Source organism: Streptomyces chartreusis NRRL 3882 (assembly GCF_900236475.1).
Classification (GTDB): domain Bacteria; phylum Actinomycetota; class Actinomycetes; order Streptomycetales; family Streptomycetaceae; genus Streptomyces; species Streptomyces chartreusis_D.
On record NZ_LT963352.1, the window covers coordinates 1,296,912 to 1,317,209 of the forward strand.

Below are 20,298 nucleotides of genomic sequence, written 5' to 3' on the forward strand. Positions count from 1 at the left end.
GCGGTAGCTCGCCCGGGCACGGACGGCGTGCCTACGGTGGGGGCATGTCCACCATCCTGATCACCGGCGCCACCTCGGGGCTCGGCCGGTACGTCGCCTTCGAACTCGTCCGCTCCGGGCATGTCGTCCTCGTTCACGGCCGGGACGCGGACCGCACCGAGCGGCTGGCCGAGGAGCTGCGGACCGAGGGCGACGCCGAGGGGTTGGTCGCCGACCTCGCCTCGCTGGCGCAGGTGCGGGAGCTCGCCGCGCATGTCGGCGACGCGCACCCCGAGCTGGACGTGCTGATCAACAACGCGGGGGTGGGGGCCGGCCCGCCCGGCTCCGGGCGGGAGCTGAGCTCCGACGGGCACGAGTTGCGGCTGGCGGTGAACTACCTCGCGCCGGTCGTGCTGACCCGGGCCCTGCTGCCGGTGCTCCGGGCGAACGCGCCGACGCGGATCGTCAACGTCGGCTCGGCCGGTCAGGAACCCCTCGTCGTCGACGACCCCGAGTTCATCAGGGGCTACGACGGCGTGTCGGCGTACTGCCGCAGCAAGTTCGCTCTCGCCGCGCACACCTTCGCGCTCGCCGAGGAACTGGACGGCACCGGCGTCTCCGTGAACGTGCTGCACCCGGCGACCTACATGGACACGGCGATGGTCCGCGAGGCGGACGTCACGCCGTGGAACACGGTCGCCGACGGGGCGGCCGGTGTGCTGGCACTGGCCACGCGGCACCTGGGCAGCGGCCGGTACTACGACGGGACGAGCCCGGCACGAGCCCATGAGGCGGCGTACGACCCCGAGGTGCGCAAGCGACTCGCCGCGGTGACCGAGCAGTTGCTCGGCGCCTGAGCTACCCGGCCCCGGCGCCGGCCTTCAGCGCCGCCCGTGCCCGTGCCGCCAGTCCGTCCGCGCCGCAGGAGACCGCCAGGCCCAGGCCGCGGTCGAGGTCGGTGGCCGAGCGGGCGGCGATGCCGTACTCGATGCGGGCCGCCGCGTGTTCGTACTGGCAGGGTGAGGACTCCAGGTAGGTGACGGCCTGGGCGGCGAGGCGGACCGCGCGCTGACCGGTCTCCAGGGCGGCGGCGCAGCGCAGGGCCTCCCCTATGGCGGTGTCCGTGCCGAAGCGCTCGGCCTGGCGGCGGACGTCGACGGCGAGCCGGGCAGCACGGGCCGGGTCCTCGGTGGCCAGCGCCCTGGCGAGGTCGGCCGCCCAGGGGACGAGCACGGGGTTGTGGTGCCCGCGCGCTGCCGCCGCCTTCTCGGCTGCCTCCAGTTCGTTGACGCCGTCCTTGGTGCGGCCGACGGCCAGCAGCAGCCGGCCGCGCACCGAGCGCGGGTCCGGCAGCACGATGGTGGACGGGTAGGGCGGGGCGAAGCCGTACCGCTCGGCGACCTCCCAGGCCTCCTCGACATGGCCGCGGGCGAGCAGCGTGTCGACGAGGTTGCAGGTCGCGGACCAGTACAGGGGCAGTCGGCGGCCGACGCGCTCGGCGAGGCGCAGGGACTCGCGCAAGGACTTCTCGGCGTCCCTCAGCCGGCCCCGCCTGCGGTGGCCGAGACCGACGTAGGCGTGGGCCAGGGCCAGGTGGCCGCCGCTCCAGCCGGCCGTCTCGTAGGCGCGCAGGGCCTCGTTGTAGAGGGTCTCGGCGCGGTCGAGGCGGTCGGTGAAGGCGTACGCGTTGGCCAGCATCAGCAGCAGTTCGATGCCCCACTCGGTGTCGGTCCAGCCGAGCCCGGGGGCCAGGCGGCCGTTGACGAGGGCGCGGTCGCACAGTTCGACGACCTCCTCGGCGTTCTCGCCGTGCATCAGGGCGTCGAAGCCGCGCAGGATGAGCAGGGCACGTTCGGAGTTGTCCCGGCCGGTGCAGGTGCGGGCCAGGTCGGCGAGCCGCCGGGAGCGGTCGGGTGAGGTGGTCTCGCCGGCGTGGATGCCCTCCCACATGAAGTGCACGGCCTGGAGCCGCATCCGGGCGGGGCCGGGCTGGAGCCGGGCGGCCTCCGCCTCGACGGTGCGGACGGCCTCCTCCAGCTGGTCGTTGTGGAGCAGCGCCTGGGAGAGCCGGAAGACGGCGTCGACCCGCTTGTCGCCGTCGAGGCCGGGCATGCCGAGCGCGGCCCGCAGCTGGCTGATGGTGCGGGCGGGAGCGGTGAGGAAGGTGGCCTCGGCCAGTTCGTACAGCACGTGGGGGTGCGTCTCGGGCCGGGGCGGCTCCTTCAGGGCGCGCTCCAGGCAGCGGCGGGCGGCGTCGGGGGCGCCGACGGCGAGGTGCTCGCGGGCGGCCTCACGCAGTTGCCCGACGAGTTCCTCGTCGTCGTCCGGGTGGACTTCGATGAGGTGGCGGGCGGCGGCAGCGGCGCCGTGTCCCTCGTCGGTGACGATGCGGGCGGCGATGCCGTGCATGGCGGTGCGCAGGGCGTCGGGGATGGAGTTGTAGACGGCGGTGGCGATCAGCGGGTGGACGAACTCCAGGTCGCCTTCGGCGGTGCGGCCGGTCGTGGGGTCGGGGGCGGTGAGGATGCGGGCGGTGCGCAGCAGTTCGGCGCAGCGGCGGGCCTCGTCGGGCTTCAGGGTGGCGAGCTTGGCGACCAGGTCGAGGGAGATGCCGGTGCCGAGGATGGCGGCGGCCCAGGCGAACCTGGTGGCGTCGATGCCGAGTTCCTCCAGGCGGGCGACGAGACCGCCACCGCGGGCCGAGCGGTTCAGCTCGCGCAGGTCCCCGGCTCGGGCCTCGACCGGTTCGAGTTCGCTGTCCTGCACCTTGGCGAGGAGTTCGACCGTCTCGTAGGGGTTGCCGGCGGTGACGGCCCAGACCTCGCGGCAGAACGCGGCGTCGGCGTGCTCGCCCAGGGTGGCGCGGGTGAGTCCGGCCGTGGCGTCCGGGGTGAGGGCGCTCAGGGTCGTGACGGGGCCGTCCGCGGCGGCGGCGACGGTGTCGAGGTGCCGGGCGCTCGTGCCCGAGACCTCGCCCGGGCGGCGGGTGACCACGACCAGGACGGACATCTCTTCGCGGCGTTCGGCCAGCGCGGCGAGCCAGTGCAGGGTCTCCTGGTCGGCCCAGTGGGCGTCGTCGATGAGCAGCACCAGCGGCCAGTCCCGGCGGGAGAGCCGGCGCACGGCGGCGACCAGTCCGTCGCACACGCCCTGCGGGTCGGCCTGCCGGTCGCCGGGGTCGGCTATCCCGAGGGCGGGCCCGGCGATGTCGTACCAGTCACCGAGGTACTCGCGGGCCTCCTCCGGCAGCATCGACATCAGCGCGGGTTGCAGTAACTGCCGTACGACGTTGAAGGGGACCGACCTGAGGGTCTCGCCGCCGCGTGCCGACCAGACCTGGCAGCCGCGTGCCTCGGCGATGCGGCGTGTTTCGGCCAGCAGCGCGGTCTTGCCGAGCCCGGCCTCGCCGCGGAAGACCAGCAGTCCGCCGGACGAGGAGCGGTCCGCGCACAGGCTGTCGACCGCCCGCGCGACGGCGGCGACTTCCTCGTCGCGCTCCCACAGGGAAGCCGAGGCGGCGGCCGTGGGCCGTACCTCCGTCATCCCGCTACCTCCCCAAGTCGCCCGAACGACGTACAGACGTCGAGCGTAGCCCTCGGATCGCCTGAGCGGAGGGCGGACCGGGCACCTGTTGCCGTGACGGGTGACACGGGGTGCGGCCGGACGACGCGGCAGGCCCGCCAGCAGCCGCCTTCGCGTCAACGGCGAACGCGGGCACGGGAGGTGACGTTCATTCACCGGCAGGGGACAGACGGTGCGGCTTCCCCGCCCGGCCGGAGGCCGACGCGCCCGCTGCCGGACCGACGCGATCCGATCGGTTCCTCTCATGCCACTTTCACCGACGCCTCATACGGTGGGGGCATGACGCAGGAGACTCCTTCCGGGTGGTACCCCGACCCCGGGCAGAAAAGTGACGGGCCCGCCACCGAGCGCTGGTGGGACGGCAAGTCCTGGACGGACCGCATCCGCCCGGCTCAGCCGACCGCGACCTGGGGTCCCCCTCCGCAGCGGCCGACGGTGGAGTCCTCCACGGCGGATCCCGCCGGTGGCGGTGTGCCGTCGGCAGATCCGGCGCCCTCAGGTGAGGCGGCGCCCGCGGGGCATCCGGGTGCTGTCGGGCAGCCGGACGCGGGGCCGCGGGATGCCGCGGCACCGGGAGCCGCCGGGAACCCGGGCGGCGCCGGGCAGCCGACGGACGTTGACCGGCCGGAGGCTGGGCATCCGGTTGATGCCGGGGCACCGGGAGCTTCGGAGAATCCGGCCGACTCCGGAAATCCGACCGGCACCGGGAACCCAGGAGGCGCCGGAGCCCCAGGAGCCCCGGGGCATGCGGGGAGTGCCGGAGCCCCAGGAACCTCCCCGTACCCGGGCAGCACCGAACAAGCGGGAGCCGCCGGAAATCCGACCGGCACCGGGAACCCGGGAGGCGCCGGAGCCCCAGGAACCTCCCCGTACCCGGGCAGCACCGGACAACCGGGAGTCCCCGGGTATCCCGGCGGCGCTGGATATCCGCCCGGCGGCGCTGGATATCCGCCCGGCGCCGGGTATCCGCCCGGGCCCGGGTATCCGCCCGGCGCCGGGTATCCCGCCTACCCCGCCGCGCCTCCGGCCGCCGGCCGCGGGCGAGGGCTGCGGATCGGGATAGCCGTGGCGGCAGCCGTCGCCGTCCTCGCCAGCATCGGTGTCGGCGTGTACGCGCTGACCGACAACGGCGGCTCGGGCGGCGGCACCGCCACCTCGCAGGGACCGGGCGGCCCGGGCGGAGCCGGAGGCCAGGGCGGGCCGTTCGGCGGGCCGGGCGGATCCGGAGGTTCCGGCGGTGACGGCGGATCCGGGGGCGCCGGAGGGTCCGGCGGGGATGGCGGCCCCGGTGGGCCGAGTCCCTCGCCCGAGCAGTCCGAGCCGCCGAAGGTCAGGAGCGGGTCGGTGACCGACGCGGTCAGCGGGATCAGTCTGCCGATCCCCGAGGGCTGGTACGGCCAGGAGGCCAGGGTCGGCGCACAGGTGACGTCCGACGACTCCTACAAGTGCCCCGGCGACACCACCTCGACCTGCACGAAGGGCGGCGCCTACTCGGCCCCGGCCCTGGTCCTCGGCACCAAGGGCAGCACCGCCGAGGAGATCGCCAAGGCGGACATCGCGGCGAACGCGGAGGAGTCCTACGGCGGCAAGTCCTACGGTGGGATCACCTCCCACGACGTGCTGGACTCCAAGGCCGTGACCGTGGCCGGGCAGAAGGGCTACCTGGTCCGCTGGAAGGCCGTCACGAGCAAGGGCGCCGACGGCATCGTGGAGTCGCTCGCGTTCCCCTCCCCCGCGAACCAGAAGCAGATGGTCGTCGTGCGCTTCGGCGTCGACGCCGACCAGAAGGAGTCCGTCCTGGACGAGATCACGAAGGGCATCAAGGTGTCGACGGGCGGCGGCAACGGCCAGAACGTCTGACCGGTCCCGGCACGCCGGACGACGAGGTGCCCCGGTCACTGTCGGCCGGGTGGGGCGCCCCCGCCGCTCACAGGGGCACCCCACCCGGCCGGGGTGCGCGCCGCCCCCGTCCCCACGGGTCGGCGCGGTCGGGTCACCGTCCGGTCATCCCGGGACGGCGGCCCGGGTCTCAGGTGAGGCCGAGTGCCGGCAGCACGGCCGCCTCCACGAACCGGACCAGATAGTCCGGGTCCGGGTCCGCGTCCTCGCCCTCCAGGACGGGCCGGATGCGCAGGACGCCGAACATCTGCGCCGGGATGTACTCCAGCGCCGGATGATCGGCGGGCACCTCCCCCCGTTCGACCCCGCGCCGGATGATCTCCTTGAGCGCGGCGATCTCCGGTTCGACCAGCGCCTCGCGCAACGCGCGCTTCAGCTCGGGGTCCTGCGGCGCGGCATGGGCGAGCGCCTGGAGGAGCTTGGTGTCCCGGCCCGACAGCTCGCCCGCCGCCCGGGCGGCCTCGCGCAGGTCGTCCGCGAGTGAGCCGGTGTCGATGCAGCGCGTCCGCCGGTGGGAGCGCAGCGCCGCCGCCACGAACTGGGGCTTGGTCTTCCACTGACGGTAGAGCGTGGACTTGCTGCACCGCGTGCTGGCCGCGATCCCCTCCATGGTGACGGAGTCGTAGCCGCACTCGCGGAGCTGCTCCAGCACGGCGTCGTAGAACTCCTGCTCACGCTCCGGCGTGATCTTGGAGCGGCGCGAGGTGCCGACCGGCTCGGGTCGGTCCGCAGCCTGCGACGTCATGGGCTGTGCTCCTGGCTTTCCTCGGGCGGCCGGAAAATTCCCGGCCGGCGGTGTGTCGTTCGTCTATCGATACGCCAGTGTACCGGTACGCGATCGTATCGGTACACTGGCGTATCGGTACGCACTCGTACCGATAACAGCAGCACCGTCACCGAAGGGGCCGGGGGATGAATGCCCGCACCGAGCCTGCGCCGGCGGGGTCCGACGCGATAGCGCGACCGTCGCTCGTCCGGGAGCTCCTGCTCGTCGCAGGACTCTTCCTCGTCTACAAGCTCGGCCGGCAGCTGGCCACCGGCCACACCGGTGAGGCCCTCCGCAACGCGCACCGCGTGTGGAACCTCGAACGAGCGGTCCGCCTGCCCGGCGAGGGGACGGTGCAGTCCCTGCTGCTGCACGGCGACGGCCTGGTGCACATCGCGAACTCCTACTACGCGGCCGTCCACTTCCCGGCCACCGCCGCCTTCCTGGTCTGGCTCTACCTGCGCCGCCCGGCCCACTACGTGTGGGCCCGCCGGGTGCTGGCCGCCGTCACCGGCGCCGCCCTGGTCCTGCATCTGCTGTTCCCGCTCGCCCCGCCGCGCATGCTGGCCGAGACCGGCCTCGTGGACACGGCACGGGTGTACGGCCCGTCGGTGTACGGGGCCCCCGCGACCGACTCCCTGTCGAACCAGTTCGCGGCGATGCCGTCGCTGCACTTCGGCTGGGCGCTGATGGTCGCGGTCGGGCTGATCGTGGCGACCCGCTCGCGGTGGCGCTGGTTGTGGCTGCTGCACCCCCTGCTGACGCTGCTGGTGATCGTCGGCACCGCGAACCACTACTGGCTCGACGCGATCGTGGCGACGGGTCTGCTGGGTCTGGCCCTGGCAGCGATCCTCCCCCCGGGCTTCGTCCGGGGGACCCCCATCTCGCTTCGCTCGCCCCACCGCACGGCCACGACGGCGCGCCGCGCGCAGGGCAGGCTCGTACCGGTCCGGGCGCAGGCCCGGGCCGAGGAGCGGGTGCCGGCGGGGGCGGGCCGATGAGCGCCGTCCTCGTCGCCGTGGCCCTGTCCCTCGTCTCCGCCGTCGCCTACGCGGCCGCCGCGGTCGCCCAGGAGCGGCTCGCCTCCCGTTCGCCCGGCTCGGGCACGCTGCGGCTGCTCGCCCGGGGCGCCTGGTGGTGGTCGGTCGGGCTGAACGCGGCTGCCGCGCTGCTGCACGTGGTGGCGCTGAAGTACGGGCCGCTGACCGTGGTCCAGCCGCTCGGTGCCCTCACCCTGGTCGCGGCGGTGCCGATGGGGGCGCGGCTCGCGGGGCGGCGGGTGAGTGCCGTCGAGTGGCGGGGCACCGCGCTGACGTTGCTGGGCCTGGCCGCGATCCTGGTCACGGCGTCCGGTCCGGCGCCCGACGACGTGCTGAGCGTGCCCGAGGCCTTGACGGTCGCGGGCGCCACCGCCGCCCTCATCGGGCTGCTGTCCCGCCCGGGCGCCCGCCCCGGGCTGCGGCACGCGAGCGCGTCCGGCGTGGCCTCCGGGGTCGCCTCGGCCCTCACTCAGACCGTGACGGTGGCCGCGACGGACCGGTCCGGCCCGCTGCTGAGCGTCCAGGTGATCGGGGTGGCGCTGCTCGTGGCGGCGTTCGCGGCCGGCGGGCTGCTGCTGTCGCAGACGGCCTACCGCGGTGGTCTCGGCGGCCCGCTCGCGATGGTGACCCTGGCCAACCCGCTGGCCGCCGCGGTGATCGGTCTGGCGCTGCTGGGCGAACGGCTCCAGGGCGGCCCGGCGGGCGTGCTGCTCGCGCTCGCGGGGGCCGGACTGGCGTCCTGGGGCGTGGTGCTGCTCAGCCGGACGGCGCCCGCTGCCGTCCCGGCCGACGACGACCATCCGGTGGCCGCCGTCCTCGCCCTGGAACCCGGTTCGGCCGCGGCCGAACCGGCGCTGGTGCCCCGGCCGCACGATCCGGGGCACCTCACCACGGCTACCCGGTGATGATCGCCGGGTCGCTCACGCCCGGCTGCCCGTTCTCGACGTGTCCGGCGAACCGCCGCAGGAACGCCTTGTCGCCCTCGGCGGTGACGGTCAGGTCGTACCAGCGGCGACTGGCGGCGAGCCCGACGGTCCGGCGCACCTTCGCGCCGGGGCGGACGGTGACGGTCGAGGGCCGGCCGCCGTAACCGTCGGAGAGCTTCAGCCGTGCCGTGCCGGAGCCCTTGTTGGTGAAGGTCAGCTCGATGTCGTCACCGGTGTGGCGTGCGGTGACCTCGCAACCGGCGGTCGTGTTCGACCCCTTGAAGACCCGCACGAAGCCGTTGGGGCCGTGCACCGTCAGGTCGTAGGAGCCCGCCGAGTAGGCCGAGTTCCAGGTGTCGGAGAGCGTCTTGCCGGCCTCGGTGGTGTACGTCCAGGGGCCGTCGGTGCGGTTGCCGGAGGTGACGTGGAAGGCGGCGCCGGCCTTCGGCCCGGAGGCGAAGGCGAGGGTGAGCTTCCCGGCCGCCGCGTCGACCGAGGCGTCCACGTGCGGGGCGTACCTCAGCGGCCGGGCGCGGCGCAGACCGCGTTCCTGGCGGGGCATGCGCGGGTCGGCGGGCGGGGCCGGCTTGTAGTCGGGGTGGCGTTCGCGGTCCTGCGGTTCGTACCCGTCGGTGCCGGGCAGCGGGGCCGGGCGCGTGTCCTTGCGGGAGAAGTCGAACGCGGATGTCAGGTCACCGCAGATGGCACGGCGCCACGGCGAGATGTTGGTCTCGCGCACACCGAAGCGGCGCTCCATGAACCGCAGGATGGAGGTGTGGTCGAGGGTCTCGGAACAGACGTATCCGCCCTTGCTCCACGGCGAGACGACCAGCATCGGCACCCGCGGGCCGAGACCGTACGGACCGGCCGTGTTCTTGCTGTCCCCGGGGAAGAGGTCGAGGGAGACGTCGACGGTGGACTTGCCGCGGGAGGCGTCCTTCGGCGGCAGGGGCGGCACCACGTGGTCGAAGAAGCCGTCGTTCTCGTCGTAGGTGATGAACAGGGCCGTCTTCGCCCAGACCTCCGGGTTGGAGGTGAGGGCGTCCAGGACCTGGGCGATGTACCAGGCGCCGTAGTTCGAGGGCCAGTTGGAGTGCTCGGAGAAGGCCTCGGGGGCGGCGATCCAGGAGATCTGCGGCAGCCTGCCGGCCTTGACGTCGGCCCTCAGCAGGTCGAAGTACCCGTCGCCGGCCTTGGCGTTCGTGCCCGTGCGGGCCTTGTCGTACCAGGGGTCGCCGGGCTTGGCGTCGCGGTACTTGTCGAAGTAGAGCAGCGAGTTGTCGCCGTAGTTGCCGCGGTAGGCGTCCTCGATCCAGCCCCAGGAGCCCTTCGCGTCGAGGCCGTCGCCGATGTCCTGGTAGATCTTCCAGGAGATGCCGGCCCGCTCCAGGCGCTCGGGGTAGGTCGTCCAGCCGTAGCCGAGTTCGTCGTTGCCGAGGACGGGGCCGCCGCCGGTGCCGTCGTTGCCCGTGTACCCGGACCACATGTAGTAGCGGTTGGGGTCGGTGGAGCCGATGAACGAGCAGTGGTAGGCGTCGCAGACGGTGAAGGCGTCGGCGAGGGCGTAGTGGAAGGGGATGTCCTCGCGGGTCAGGTACGCCATGGTCGTGGTGCCCTTGGCGGGCACCCAGCGGTCGTACTTGCCGCCGTTGTAGGCCTGGTGGCCGTCGGGCCAGGAGTGTGGCAGGCCCTCCAGGAACTGCATGCCGAGGTCGTCGGCGTCCGGGTGGAACGGCAGGATCTCCTTGCCGTCCTTCTCCTGGTGCCAGACCGGTTTGCCGTTGTCGAGGGTGACCGGGCGCGGGTCGCCGAAGCCGCGAACGCCCCTCAGGGTGCCGAAGTAGTGGTCGAAGGAACGGTTCTCCTGCATCAGGACGACGATGTGCTCGACGTCCTCGATCGACCCGGTGCGGTGGTTGGCCGGGAGCGCGGCGGCGCGCTGGATGCTGGCGGACAACGCGCTGAAGGCCGTGGTGGCACCCGCGAGTTGGAGAAAGCGGCGCCGGTTGACTTCGGACATGAAGGACAGACCTCTCATCCTGAGGTGCGGGATGGCCGGAACGTGACGGAATCTGCGCGGAAGGAGTGTTTCAGGGACACCAAACGGCAAGGAAGGGGCTGGTGACACTCGTGTGAAAGTCGCCGGTACGCCAGGTGTGGCGGGGCGTTGTCAGGGGAGGGTGAGGGGCGTGACAGAGACGCAGACGGTTTCCCCGCCGACGAAACGGCCCGTTCGCCAGCTCCTCGCCGCCTCCGTGGGCAACGCGGTGGAGTGGTACGACTGGTACGCCTACACGTTTCTGGCCACGTACATCGCGTCCCAGGTCTTCCCGAAGAGCGCGGACAACTCGCTGGTGCCGCTGCTGTCCACGTTCGCGGTCTTCGCGGTGGGCTTCTTCATGCGGCCGGTCGGCGGGCTGCTGATGGGCGCGGTCGCGGACCGGCACGGGCGGCGGGCCGCGCTGACGGTCACGATCCTGCTGATGGGCGGCAGCAGCCTGCTGGTCGGGCTGACGCCGACGTACGCGTCGGTGGGCGTGCTCGCGCCGGTGGTCCTCGTCCTCGCGCGGCTGCTGCAGGGCCTGTCCGTGGGCGGCGAGTTCGCGGCCTCCACGACCTTCCTGGTCGAGTCGGCGGCCCCCGGCCGGCGCGGGCTGTTCTCCAGCTTCCAGTACGTGTCGACGACCGTGGGGCAACTGGTCGCCTCCGGCATCGCCACGCTGCTCGTGGACACGCTGAGCGACGGGCAGATGAACGGCTGGGGCTGGCGGGTGCCGTTCGTGCTCGGGGCGGTGCTGAGCCTGGTCGGCTTCTGGATCCGGCAGGGTGCGCAGGAGACCCGGAGCGCCGAGCAGCAGAAGGCCCCGCGCCCCGGCCTGTTCGAGGCGCTGCGGCGGCACCCGCGTGAGTCGCTCCTCATCGGCGGCATCACGGCGGGCGGCACCATCGCCTACTACACGTGGACGTCGTACCTGCCGACGTACGCCGAGCTCAACGCGGGCATCGACAAGTCGGACGCGCTGCTGGCGGGCACGGTCTCACTGGCCTTCTTCGCGCTGCTGCAACCGCTCGGCGGCCTCCTGTCTGACCGCTTCGGGCGCCGCCCGCTGCTCCTCTTCTTCGGCCTGGGCTTCGCCCTGCTCACCGTGCCCCTGCTGCACGCCCTGCGCGACTCGTTCGCGGTGCTGCTGCTCGTGCAGTGCGCCGGCATGGTGCTGCTGACCGGGTTCACCTCGATCAGCGCGGCCGTGAACGCGGAGATCTTCCCGCCCCGGGTCCGCGCGGCCGGTATCGGTTTCCCCTACTCGCTGACGGTGGCCCTGTTCGGCGGTACGGCTCCGTACGTGGGCACGCTGTTCAAGGAGGTGGGCCACGCGGGGCTGTTCCCCTGGTACGTCGCGGTGCTCTGCCTGCTGTCGTCGCTGGTGTACCTGCGGCTGCCGGAGACGGCCCACACGCCTCTCCGGCGGTGAACGGGCGGCCGGGCTGCGGGTCAGGGCCCGGCTCGCGGGCGAGCCCCCTCCGTTCCCTCGTCCACGGGCGCCCTCGCGCGCGTCCCCTCCTGTGCCCCCTCGTGCGGTCCCTCGCCGTCCTGGAAGGCGGCCGGCGGTCCGGGCGCCCCGGTCTCTCCCGGCACGTCGCTCTCCTTGACGGCGGCTCGCTCGGGGTCGACGACGGCCTCGGTCGTCCGGCCGACCTCCGCCAGCGTCATCTGGGCGCGGTCGTCGACCAGCCGGGTCACCAGGTGCTGGGCGGCACCGAAGGCCGCGGCCCAGCCGAGGACCTGCGCCCTGCTGTCGAGATCGCTCAGCCCGGGGACGAAGGCGCCCCGGATCAGCAGCAGTCCGAGGAAGGCGGACAGGGCGCCGGTGGGGAACTTCAGCACCGCCGACGCCAGGGGCAGCATGTAGGGCGAGTCGGTGCCCCGGATGCGGCGCAGCGAGGCGATGACGGTGAGTGCCGCGCCGGCCAGGCCGGCGATCTCGACGGTGAGAATGTCCCTCGACTCGGCCAGTTCACTGGCGGGAGTGCCCGCCGACACGTCGGTATGCTCCGCGGTGGGGCACACGACAGTGACCCCGCTCGCGCCCCCGGGGTCGACCTTGGGCGTGAAGCAGATGCTCAGCGACTGGGGAAAGAACCAGCCGTAGACGGCGAGGCCCGCCACGCCGAGCAGGACGAGGAACGTCGCGGTCCACAGGATGTTGCGCAGGCTGCGCACCCGGGCCAGTTCGTCGTCCAGCGCGTTGTACGCGGCGTCGAGCGCCCGGACCATGAGGTCACGGTCGCTCGGTGAGATCTCGCCGGAGATGATGGAACGGAGCCGCCGGCCCAGACGGACGCGTCGCGGATCGTCCGCTTCCAGATGATCCTTGACCAGGGCCATGACGTCGCTGGCACGGCCGGCGGCTTCCTCGTCGGAGACCAGCTGCAGGAGCATCACCTCCGCGCTGCGTATGTTCGACCAGACGCCCTCACGCGCGGCCGATCCGGACCAGGCACGCCGCCATCCGAAATCCTCGTCGGCAGCCGCGCCGGCCTTCTTCAGATGGCCCCGCATTCCCTCGACGAGCGTCTTGCGGTCTTCGGAGCACGGTTTGACACGTTCGCGTTCCAGCTGGGCTTCGAGATAGGCGATCCGGGTTTTCGCCCGTGCGCGCCAAGCGGTCCGCGGTGGCCGGCCCGGAGCTGTTCCGGTCACTCGTAGACGGCGGGTACGTGCAGCCTCTCCCACGACTTCCGGCCCGGTATGCCGTCAGCGTCCCGGCCACCGAATCCGAGTTTGCGCTGCCACTTCGCGTACGACTTCCGGTCTGCTTCGCTCCACTGCGAGTCGGGCCCGTCGGCGTACGCCGAGCAGCCCTCCTCGATGAGGCGGTAGCCCATGGCCTCGATGATCGGGCTGCTCACGGAGGGCTGGAAGAAGTCGGCCCCCGGGAAGGGTTCGTACTCACCCTCCATTTCCGGGGGAGCCACGCGGATCCGCTGTCCGGGATAAATGAGATCCGGATTAGTGATCTGGGGATTCCACTCCAGAATCTGGTCCAGCGTCACGCGGTGCATAACCGCGATCTTACTGAGCGTGTCGCCACGTTTCACTGTGTAAAACTCTACCGTTCTTTCCATGCATCCACACTAAAGGAGCCCTCCGGCACAGAAAAGTCGAGAATTCCGTTTCGATTTCACTTTTTGATACGGAAACGACTTCCGCGGAAATCGGCTCACAGGCGGACGACGACCAAGGCGCTGCCGTCGTCCTGACCACCGCCGGGGACGCCCATCCCGTCCCGCAGCCCGTCGGCGAGTTCCTCCAACGGCAGCGTGCCGTACGGGGCCAGAGCGTCGATCAGCCGGGCCAGGCCGACGTCGATGTCCTCGTCGCGGCGTTCGAAGAGGCCGTCGGTGTAGTACTGGCCCGCCGGCCGCTGCTGCCGGCACCACCCGCCGCCCGCACAAGGCCCCTTGACGGGCCAGCTCATGACTCCGCTTGCCACTCCGCTCGGCATACGTGTACGTCCGCTCCTTAACTCTGACGCGAAGGGCGCGCGCCCCTTCTTCCCGGGCCACCACACGCTTCGGGAGAGATCTGCAGGATCCCAGTCCACGCGCAGTTCACCTCTGACCAGGAGCGGTCGCCTGAGGTACCGAAGCCCGAGATAGGTGACGAGCGGCAAGCGCTCGCCGCTCACCGACACCTCGCATTACTCCGAGGGGTAGTCGCTGTGCTCAAGGAACTAACAGGCATAGCGGATGTTCTTGCAGCCGATGCAACCGACCTCGACGCCAACAGCAGATACATTCAATGCAGAGCCACATGGATTGTGGTGACCATGTGGTGGTGGGCAGGACATTCCCAGCATCTTCGGCAAGCCGCACACACCGGTACGCTCCCCCGCGTTGCCGTGGGTCAACTCGCGAGATACGGCACCAGCTGGCCGCCGCGCCGATGGGGTTCCCTTCGAAGGGCGGAACCCAGTCCTGGCGCGAAAACAGCGGCGTATGCCTCCCGGCTTGTCGATCACAGTCCACGTCGGCAGCGACGCACAGACCAGATTCAGCGCGAGCTGTGCGGGATCAAGGTGGCGACCTCACCCGCCGGGGTTATGTTCGGAACCCATCCCCGCAGTGCCCCGGAGAGGCACCGTGTTCTGCAAGAACAGGCACGTAGACGAACCTCCTATTCACGTCGTCCCCTGGACGGACGCCTGGGAATTCGCCATCACCGACGAGGAAAGGCCCGCCACGGGGCAGCGCAAGCGTGCCGCGATCCGGGGTTCCCAGAGTCGGGCTTTGCCGGTCGGAGCGAGCATGGGCATCCAGGCCAGCAGGTCGAGTGCGATCTGGACAATCTCCAGCCAGACCTTGTTCTGCGCGGTGTGGTGGAGGGGCAGGTTGCGCAGGCCAGTGGACCGGGCGGCCCGGATCCGGTCCTCCGCTCGGGCCCGCAGACGGTGACGGAGCTCGAGCTCGGCGATCGGCCGACCGGTCGTATCGGTAGCGAAGCAGGTGATCCGCCTGCCGTCCGCGTCCGTGATTCTCAACTGGGCGCCGGGGTGGGGTCGTTCCTTGCGGACGATCAGCCGCATGCCGCTGGGCCAGCCGTCCAGCAGCTTGCCCGTGAGCTCGGCGACCCAGGCTCCGTCGCGGACCTGGCCGTCGGCCTCGACGGCCGGCGTCCACGCCGGGCCGGGGATCTTCAGCACGTGCTGGTGGATCGCCTAGGTGATCACCATGCCGACCGAGCAGGACAGCCATCGGCCTTGCTTCGCGAGCCAGGACACGAAGTCGTGGGTGCCGCCGGCGGAGTCCGTGCGGATCAGCGTCCGCCGTCCTCGCCGGCACTTCTTCGGCAGTTGAGCCAGGGCCCGTTGGGCGGTGGTGACGTGGTCGGCGGCCGTGTTCGAGCCCGCGCTACCCGGTCTGAGGAGAGCAGCGACCGGCTCTCCGGTTCCGCCCGGGCCGTGGTCGACGAAGGCCGTCAGGGGGTGATGGCCGTAGGTCTTCTTCCAGGTCGCGGCCGCATCCTCCTTGTCGGAGTGCGCGATCACGAGGACGCCGTCGATGTCGACCGTGACCCGTCCATCGAGGGTGTCGATCAGGCGGGAGACCGTCGGGTCGGAAGCGACCGGCCCGAAGACAGCCGGCTCACACCTCAGCATCGCGACATCCGCGAGGCAGTCCCCGCCCAGTGCGACCGCCAGAGCAAGGTCCAGAAGGATCTTCCCAGGATCGTGGACGGCCCGCGGCTTGCGCCAGGACGCCAGGGCTGTGTATATCGCCTGGTCAAGGCCGACCTTGCGGACCGTCTCCAGTAGCAGGACCGCACCGGCCTGCGAGGCCACCCGCCGAGCGTCTCCCTGGACACGGACACGCGGGTACGACGAGATAGGCTCTCTCACCTGGAAAGTGCTCTTTTTCTTGGACAGCTCACCGCGTGAAAACGCGAGGTTAGGGCACTTTGTATCCGGCGGCACGGAACAGTTCATACCATTCGGATCGGGTGAGTGGGATGTCGGAACCGAGCGCGGCGGCCGTGACACGTTCTGGCGTGGTCGTGCCGAGCACGACCTGCATCTGCGCGGGATGGCGCGTGATCCAGGCGACCGCGATCGCCTCGGCCGGCACGCCATATTTGTCGCTCAGCCGGTCGATTACGGCGTTCAACTCGGGGAAGCGGTCGGAACCGAGGAACGGGCCGTCGAAGAATCCGGCCTGGAAAGGCGACCACGCCTGAATGGTGATGTCGTGCAGGCGGCAGTAGTCGACGATTCCGTCATCACGTACGACCGACTGATCGAGGTCCTGCATATTCGCGGCGACGCCCTGCGCGATCATCGGGGCGTGAGTGATCGACAGCTGCAGCTGGTTCGCCACGATTGGTTGCGTCACGTGTTTGCGCAGCAGGTCGAGTTGTCGGGGGGTGTGGTTGGAGACGCCGAAGGCACGGACTTTGCCTGCCGCCGACAGCTCGTCGAAGGCACCGGCCACCTCCTCCGGCTCGACGAGAGCGTCGGGACGGTGCAGCAGCAGGATGTCGAGATAGTCCGTTCCCAGTGCCCGGAGTGAACCGTTCACGGACTCGATGATGTGGTGATGAGAGAAGTCGAAGTATGACGCGTTCCTGACGATTCCGACCTTCGACTGAATGACGAACTGCTCACGCTCCGACGGGCTGAGTTTCATGGCTTCAGCGAACCGACGCTCGCAACCGTGGTCGTCCGAGCCGTATATGTCGGCGTGATCGAGGAACGTGATGCCGGTGTCGCGTGCAGTGTTCACGAGCCTGCGCACCGCCTCGTCGGTCATGTTCTGGATGCGCATCAGCCCAAGGACGACGTTGGGGACCACCATGTCGGTGCCGGGCAGGATGAAGGTCTTCATGTGACTCTTTCGCTGTGACTTGAACGTTTCAGACCGAAGGAAGTGCGAACTGGTCGGCTATGAGCTCGAGATCGGCCGCGGCTGCGAAGTCGCGGATGCTTTCGGAGCGCGAGGCCCTGGGGATCGGGATGACGGCGGGCGCGAGCACCGAGTTCCCAGGTGTGCGTGATTCGGTGGACGGTTGGTGCCTGTCTCGTTGGCGGCCTGGTGGATCGCGCTGTGGCGTTCTGCGTGCCCCTTCGCGTTCGCGATCCCGCCGCGCAATGCGGGGGTTGCGTCGATCTGTGCGCCTCCTCGAGCAACTTCCGTACTTCACCAGGCCGATCGCGTCGACGCCGAGCCGGTGGGCGGGCCGATCGCGGAGACGTTCCGGTCGCCGAGGATGCGATGCTGCATGAGCTTCCTCCTCTCGGACGCCTTGGCGATTTCGCGGTGCTGTGCGACGTCGCGTGCTCACTCTAGAAATGGCCGATCTGGAAATCCAACAGTTGTTGGTTCTGATATTGAGAACTGTGGGATCTGAATAGATTTGCGCCAGACGGTGTGCGTGCCTGCGATCGCTGAGTGCGCGACTGCCGTAGCGGCCGCCCCCTGCGCTCTGCTCCCCCTCCAGGGCAGGCCGAGGTTCGCGGAAGACGACATGTCGCATTCGCCCTCATCGAGAGTGCCTCCCTAACCTCGATCTTTCGTGAGGGTCCGCCGACGGAGTCGGTGGGCCCTTTCGCTTTCCGGAGCTGGTGGTGGGCAGGCCGGCGGCCCGGCTGTCGCGTCGGGGGGCGCCGGGTTCCACTGCCCGGGATCGGGTGGTGCTGTCGTCGGGACGGTGGAGAATTGCTGGTCAGCCGGGGCTGGGCAGGAGCGCGAGCCGTTCGAGGGCGACGGTGATCTCGCCGGTCCAGGGCCAGTGCTGGGTGAGGCGAAGAATCCTGCGGCGACCGGTGGCGACGAGCGGAGCGGCCGCGGAGAACAGGCGGAGCCGTAGTCGGCGGGGCTCCCAGAGCCTGGCCGTGCCGGTCCAGGGCGAGCATCGGCATCCAGGCCAGCAGGTCGAGAGCGATCTGCACGATCTCCAGCCAGATTCGGTTCTGGGCGGTGCGGTGCAGGGGCAGGTTGCGCAGGCCAGTGGACCGGGCGGCCCGGATCCGGTCCTGGGCCCGGGCCCGAAGCACTACCGGCGAGGGCGGTAGACCCTGATCCGAACCGACTCCGCGGGCGGCACCCACGACTTCGCGTCCTGGCTTGCCACGCGAGGCCGATGGCTGTCCTACTCGGTCGGCATGGAGATCACCGAAGCGATCCACGAACACGTGCTGAAGATCCCCGCCTCAGCCTGGACCCCGGCCGTCGAGACCAACGGTGAGGCCCGTGACGGGGCCTGGGTCGCCGAGCTCACCGGCAAACTCCTGGACGGCTGGCCCAAGGGCATGCGACTGATCATCCGCAAAGAACGGCCCCATCCTGGCGCCCAGTTGCGGATCACGGACGCGCACGGCATGCGGATCACCTGCTTCCCGACCAGCACCCCCACCGGCCGATCGCCGAGCTCGAGCTCACGGGCTCGCCGGTTCCGCCCGGTCCGTGGCCGGGGAACGCGGGCTCCAACACGGCAGCCGGCCACGTCACCACCGCCGTAGGTCTTCTTCCAAGTCGCGGCCGCGTCCTCCTTGTCGGAATGCGCGATCACGAGGACACCGTCGAGATCGACGATGACCTGGCCGTCTGCGTCCGGGGCGTTCTGGCCGGCCGACGACCAGGCACGGTTTCGGCCTTCGGAGCGTGCGGAGCGGATGGCCTGCAGGGCTTTCTCGCCGGAGGCGGCGAGGGTGTCGGTCAGCGGGAGATGGTCGGGTCGGAGGCGACCGGGCCGAAGACGGCCGGCTCACACCGCAGCATCGCGAATCGCGAGGCAGTCCCCGCCCGGTGCGACCGCCAGGGCCACGTCCAGGAGGGCCTTGCCGGGATGGTGGACAGCCCGCGGTTTGCGCCACGGAGTCAGAGCCTGGGATATGGCCTGGTCAAGACAGGTCTTGCGGACCGTTGCGACGAGCAGGACCGCTCCTGCCTGGGAGACGACATGGCGGCCGTCGTCCTGGACGCGGAGGCGGGATAGGACCCGATAGAGTGCTTCACCGGGGAAGCGCCTTTGGCGTTGGCAGGAACAAGGACCTCGACGATCCTCATTCTTGCTGGTCAGAGGCAATTTCTGCTTTCCCGACCGCCTGCCGGACAGCCCGCTTCATGAAAGCGCGAGGTTAGAGCTCGTGACATGATCATGGGCGGGCTTTCTTGAGGCGTCTCCAGCAGATGAGACTGCAGGCCAGGGAGACGAAGGCGTCGTGCAGGTCGAGGCGTCTTTCCCCGCGAACGGCCAGGCGTTTGAAGTGCTGCAGGAGCGAGAAGGTTGGCTCGACGACGTAGCGGAGCTTGCCCAGGTCCCTGATGTTCGGGGCGCCCTTGCGGGAGATCACCGGGAGAATGCGGCGCCGGCGCAGCTCACGCCGGTTGGGGTTGCTGTCGTAGCGCTTGTCGCCCAGAAGCGCGTCGGGGCGCCTGCGCGGACGGCCCAGCTTCCCGGCGACGGACGGGATGCCGTCGACCAGGGCCAGGGTCGCGGTCGACCGGCGACGGGCCGGTTGCCTCGCCCCCCTTTTTTCGCGCGGATGTGGGAGGCATCCACGCAGGCCCGGGTCCAGTCCAGGGCGTCGGCCGCATGGAGTTCGGCGAGCAGGATGCGGTGCAGCGTCTCGAAGACGCCGGCCTCGTGCCACCGGCCCAGCCGACGCCAGCAGGTCTGTCCCGAGCCGAACCCGAGCTCCAGCGGCAGTAGTTGCCAGCTGATGTCGTTGTAGAGCACGTACAGGATGCCCTGCAGGCACCGCCGGTCATCCACCGGCTTCGGGCCGGGCGCCTTCTGCGGCCAGGGCGTCAGCAACGGCTCGATCAACGCCCACAGTTCATCCTCCACGATCCACGGCCGACTCCCCACACCTCACGAACGGCGGAGTTGTCGTAACCGGTCACGCCCCACCAGCACACATTCACAAGATCGTGTTACGAGCTCTAAGCCGCCGAGCACGCCGCCGCCGACCCGGACCGGGGCACGCGCGCAGAATCCACTCGCTTCAACGACCGGTACCAGGCCCTGGCCTGACTGGAGGCCGAACTCGCCGGCATGACCGCCCTGACCAGCCGCACCGCCGTTTCCGGCCGAAGCAGCATCACCTCCGCGCTGCGGACATTCGACCAGACGCCCTCGCGGGCGGTCGAGCCCGACCACGGACTGCGCCAGCCGGATTCCTCGTCGGCGGCAGTGCGGGCCCTTTCGAGATGCCGCCGCATTGCTTCGACGAGTGTCGTGCGCTCTTCCGGGCGGGGACTGACGCTTTCGTACTCGAGTTGCCTTTCGAGATGGGCAACCCGCGTTTTCGCACGCGCGCACCATGCGCGGCGGCCCGTTACGCAGGCCTGTCATTCGGCTTGCGTACGGGCCGACCAGCTTTCGGTTCCGGTCATTCGCTCTGGTACTCACCGTCCTCTCCGCCCGCTTCACGGGGCGGGGCCACACGAATCCGATCGCCGGGGTGGATGAGGTCCGGATCCTCGATCTGCGGGTTCCACTCCAGAATCTGATCCAGACTCACGTGGTGCATCCGCGCGATCTTGGTGAGATTGTCACCGCGTTTCACTACGTAGAACTGCGTTTTTGTCTTTTCCATGCATCCAG

12 protein-coding genes and 7 pseudogenes are annotated in these 20,298 nt (G+C 70.6%); 7 read left to right on the plus strand and 12 right to left on the minus strand.

All coding sequences use genetic code 11. From position 1 onward, the window contains the following. The first annotated feature begins 44 nt into the window (after window positions 1–44). Window positions 45–836, plus strand: a complete 792-nt coding sequence (locus tag SCNRRL3882_RS05835) for an SDR family NAD(P)-dependent oxidoreductase (RefSeq protein ID WP_010042929.1) — start codon at window positions 45–47, stop codon at window positions 834–836. Window position 837: 1 nt separating this feature from the next. On the opposite strand, the gene SCNRRL3882_RS05840 is transcribed toward SCNRRL3882_RS05835, so the two are convergent. Then, window positions 838–3,522, minus strand: a complete 2,685-nt coding sequence (locus SCNRRL3882_RS05840; protein WP_010042931.1) for an ATP-binding protein — start codon at window positions 3,520–3,522, stop codon at window positions 838–840. Between the two features lie 318 nt (window positions 3,523–3,840). Here SCNRRL3882_RS05840 and SCNRRL3882_RS41620 point away from each other — a divergent pair. After that, window positions 3,841–3,954: pseudogene (locus SCNRRL3882_RS41620) on the plus strand (DUF2510 domain-containing protein); the annotation flags it as partial. A gap of 462 nt (window positions 3,955–4,416) precedes the next feature. Continuing rightward, a pseudogene (locus tag SCNRRL3882_RS05855) lies at window positions 4,417–5,421 on the plus strand (hypothetical protein); the annotation flags it as partial. 169 nt (window positions 5,422–5,590) lie between these two features. Here SCNRRL3882_RS05855 and SCNRRL3882_RS05860 read toward each other — a convergent pair. After that, a complete protein-coding gene (locus tag SCNRRL3882_RS05860) occupies window positions 5,591–6,205 on the minus strand; it encodes a TetR/AcrR family transcriptional regulator (RefSeq protein ID WP_010042935.1) in 615 nt (204 codons plus the stop codon). 167 nt (window positions 6,206–6,372) lie between these two features. On the opposite strand from SCNRRL3882_RS05860, the gene SCNRRL3882_RS05865 reads away from it, so the two are divergent. Continuing rightward, window positions 6,373–7,227, plus strand: a complete 855-nt coding sequence (locus SCNRRL3882_RS05865) for a phosphatase PAP2 family protein (RefSeq protein ID WP_010042937.1) — start codon at window positions 6,373–6,375, stop codon at window positions 7,225–7,227. Further along, window positions 7,224–8,171, plus strand: a complete 948-nt coding sequence (locus tag SCNRRL3882_RS05870) for a hypothetical protein (protein ID WP_010042939.1) — start codon at window positions 7,224–7,226, stop codon at window positions 8,169–8,171. Before SCNRRL3882_RS05865 ends, SCNRRL3882_RS05870 begins: the two co-directional genes overlap by 4 nt. Here the strand turns inward: SCNRRL3882_RS05870 and SCNRRL3882_RS05875 are convergent. Next, window positions 8,161–10,212 (minus strand): phosphocholine-specific phospholipase C, encoded by a 2,052-nt coding sequence (locus SCNRRL3882_RS05875; RefSeq protein WP_010042943.1) that lies wholly within the window; start codon window positions 10,210–10,212, stop codon window positions 8,161–8,163. The two genes, SCNRRL3882_RS05870 and SCNRRL3882_RS05875, sit on opposite strands and share 11 nt — an antisense overlap. A 169-nt stretch (window positions 10,213–10,381) precedes the next feature. On the opposite strand from SCNRRL3882_RS05875, the gene SCNRRL3882_RS05880 reads away from it, so the two are divergent. Continuing rightward, window positions 10,382–11,665: an MFS transporter gene (locus tag SCNRRL3882_RS05880; protein ID WP_010042945.1), complete on the plus strand. Its 1,284-nt coding sequence runs from the start codon at window positions 10,382–10,384 to the stop codon at window positions 11,663–11,665. Between the two features lie 20 nt (window positions 11,666–11,685). Here the strand turns inward: SCNRRL3882_RS05880 and SCNRRL3882_RS05885 are convergent, their stop codons facing one another. From SCNRRL3882_RS05885 to SCNRRL3882_RS05915, 6 genes and pseudogenes are all read right to left on the minus strand, one after another. Continuing rightward, window positions 11,686–12,753: a hypothetical protein gene (locus SCNRRL3882_RS05885; RefSeq protein ID WP_010042947.1), complete on the minus strand. Its 1,068-nt coding sequence runs from the start codon at window positions 12,751–12,753 to the stop codon at window positions 11,686–11,688. A 137-nt stretch (window positions 12,754–12,890) separates the two neighbouring features. Beyond that, window positions 12,891–13,256 carry a peptidoglycan-binding protein gene (locus SCNRRL3882_RS41625; RefSeq protein WP_418952380.1) on the minus strand — a complete coding sequence of 122 codons (366 nt, stop codon included), beginning with the start codon at window positions 13,254–13,256 and terminating at the stop codon, window positions 12,891–12,893. Window positions 13,257–13,414: 158 nt separating this feature from the next. After that, window positions 13,415–13,672, minus strand: coding sequence for a SpoIIE family protein phosphatase (locus tag SCNRRL3882_RS05895; RefSeq protein WP_010042951.1), 258 nt, complete (start codon window positions 13,670–13,672; stop codon window positions 13,415–13,417). Between the two features lie 702 nt (window positions 13,673–14,374). Then, window positions 14,375–15,592, minus strand: a pseudogene (locus tag SCNRRL3882_RS05900) (IS1380 family transposase). Between the two features lie 49 nt (window positions 15,593–15,641). Continuing rightward, window positions 15,642–16,574, minus strand: a complete 933-nt coding sequence (locus SCNRRL3882_RS05905) for an aldo/keto reductase (RefSeq protein WP_010042953.1) — start codon at window positions 16,572–16,574, stop codon at window positions 15,642–15,644. 838 nt (window positions 16,575–17,412) lie between these two features. Continuing rightward, window positions 17,413–17,740: pseudogene (locus tag SCNRRL3882_RS05915) on the minus strand (transposase); the annotation flags it as partial. Here SCNRRL3882_RS05915 and SCNRRL3882_RS05920 point away from each other — a divergent pair. Next, window positions 17,735–18,126 (plus strand): annotated as a pseudogene (locus SCNRRL3882_RS05920) (transposase); the annotation flags it as partial. The pseudogenes SCNRRL3882_RS05915 and SCNRRL3882_RS05920 overlap by 6 nt on opposite strands. Here the strand turns inward: SCNRRL3882_RS05920 and SCNRRL3882_RS05925 are convergent. From SCNRRL3882_RS05925 to SCNRRL3882_RS05940, 3 genes and pseudogenes are all read right to left on the minus strand, one after another. Then, a pseudogene (locus SCNRRL3882_RS05925) lies at window positions 18,126–18,704 on the minus strand (transposase); the annotation flags it as partial. The pseudogenes SCNRRL3882_RS05920 and SCNRRL3882_RS05925 overlap by 1 nt on opposite strands. 140 nt (window positions 18,705–18,844) lie before the next feature. Further along, a pseudogene (locus tag SCNRRL3882_RS05930) lies at window positions 18,845–19,542 on the minus strand (transposase). Window positions 19,543–20,083: 541 nt separating this feature from the next. Continuing rightward, window positions 20,084–20,290 (minus strand): LysM peptidoglycan-binding domain-containing protein, encoded by a 207-nt coding sequence (locus SCNRRL3882_RS05940; protein WP_010042967.1) that lies wholly within the window; start codon window positions 20,288–20,290, stop codon window positions 20,084–20,086. Window positions 20,291–20,298 lie beyond the last annotated feature (8 nt).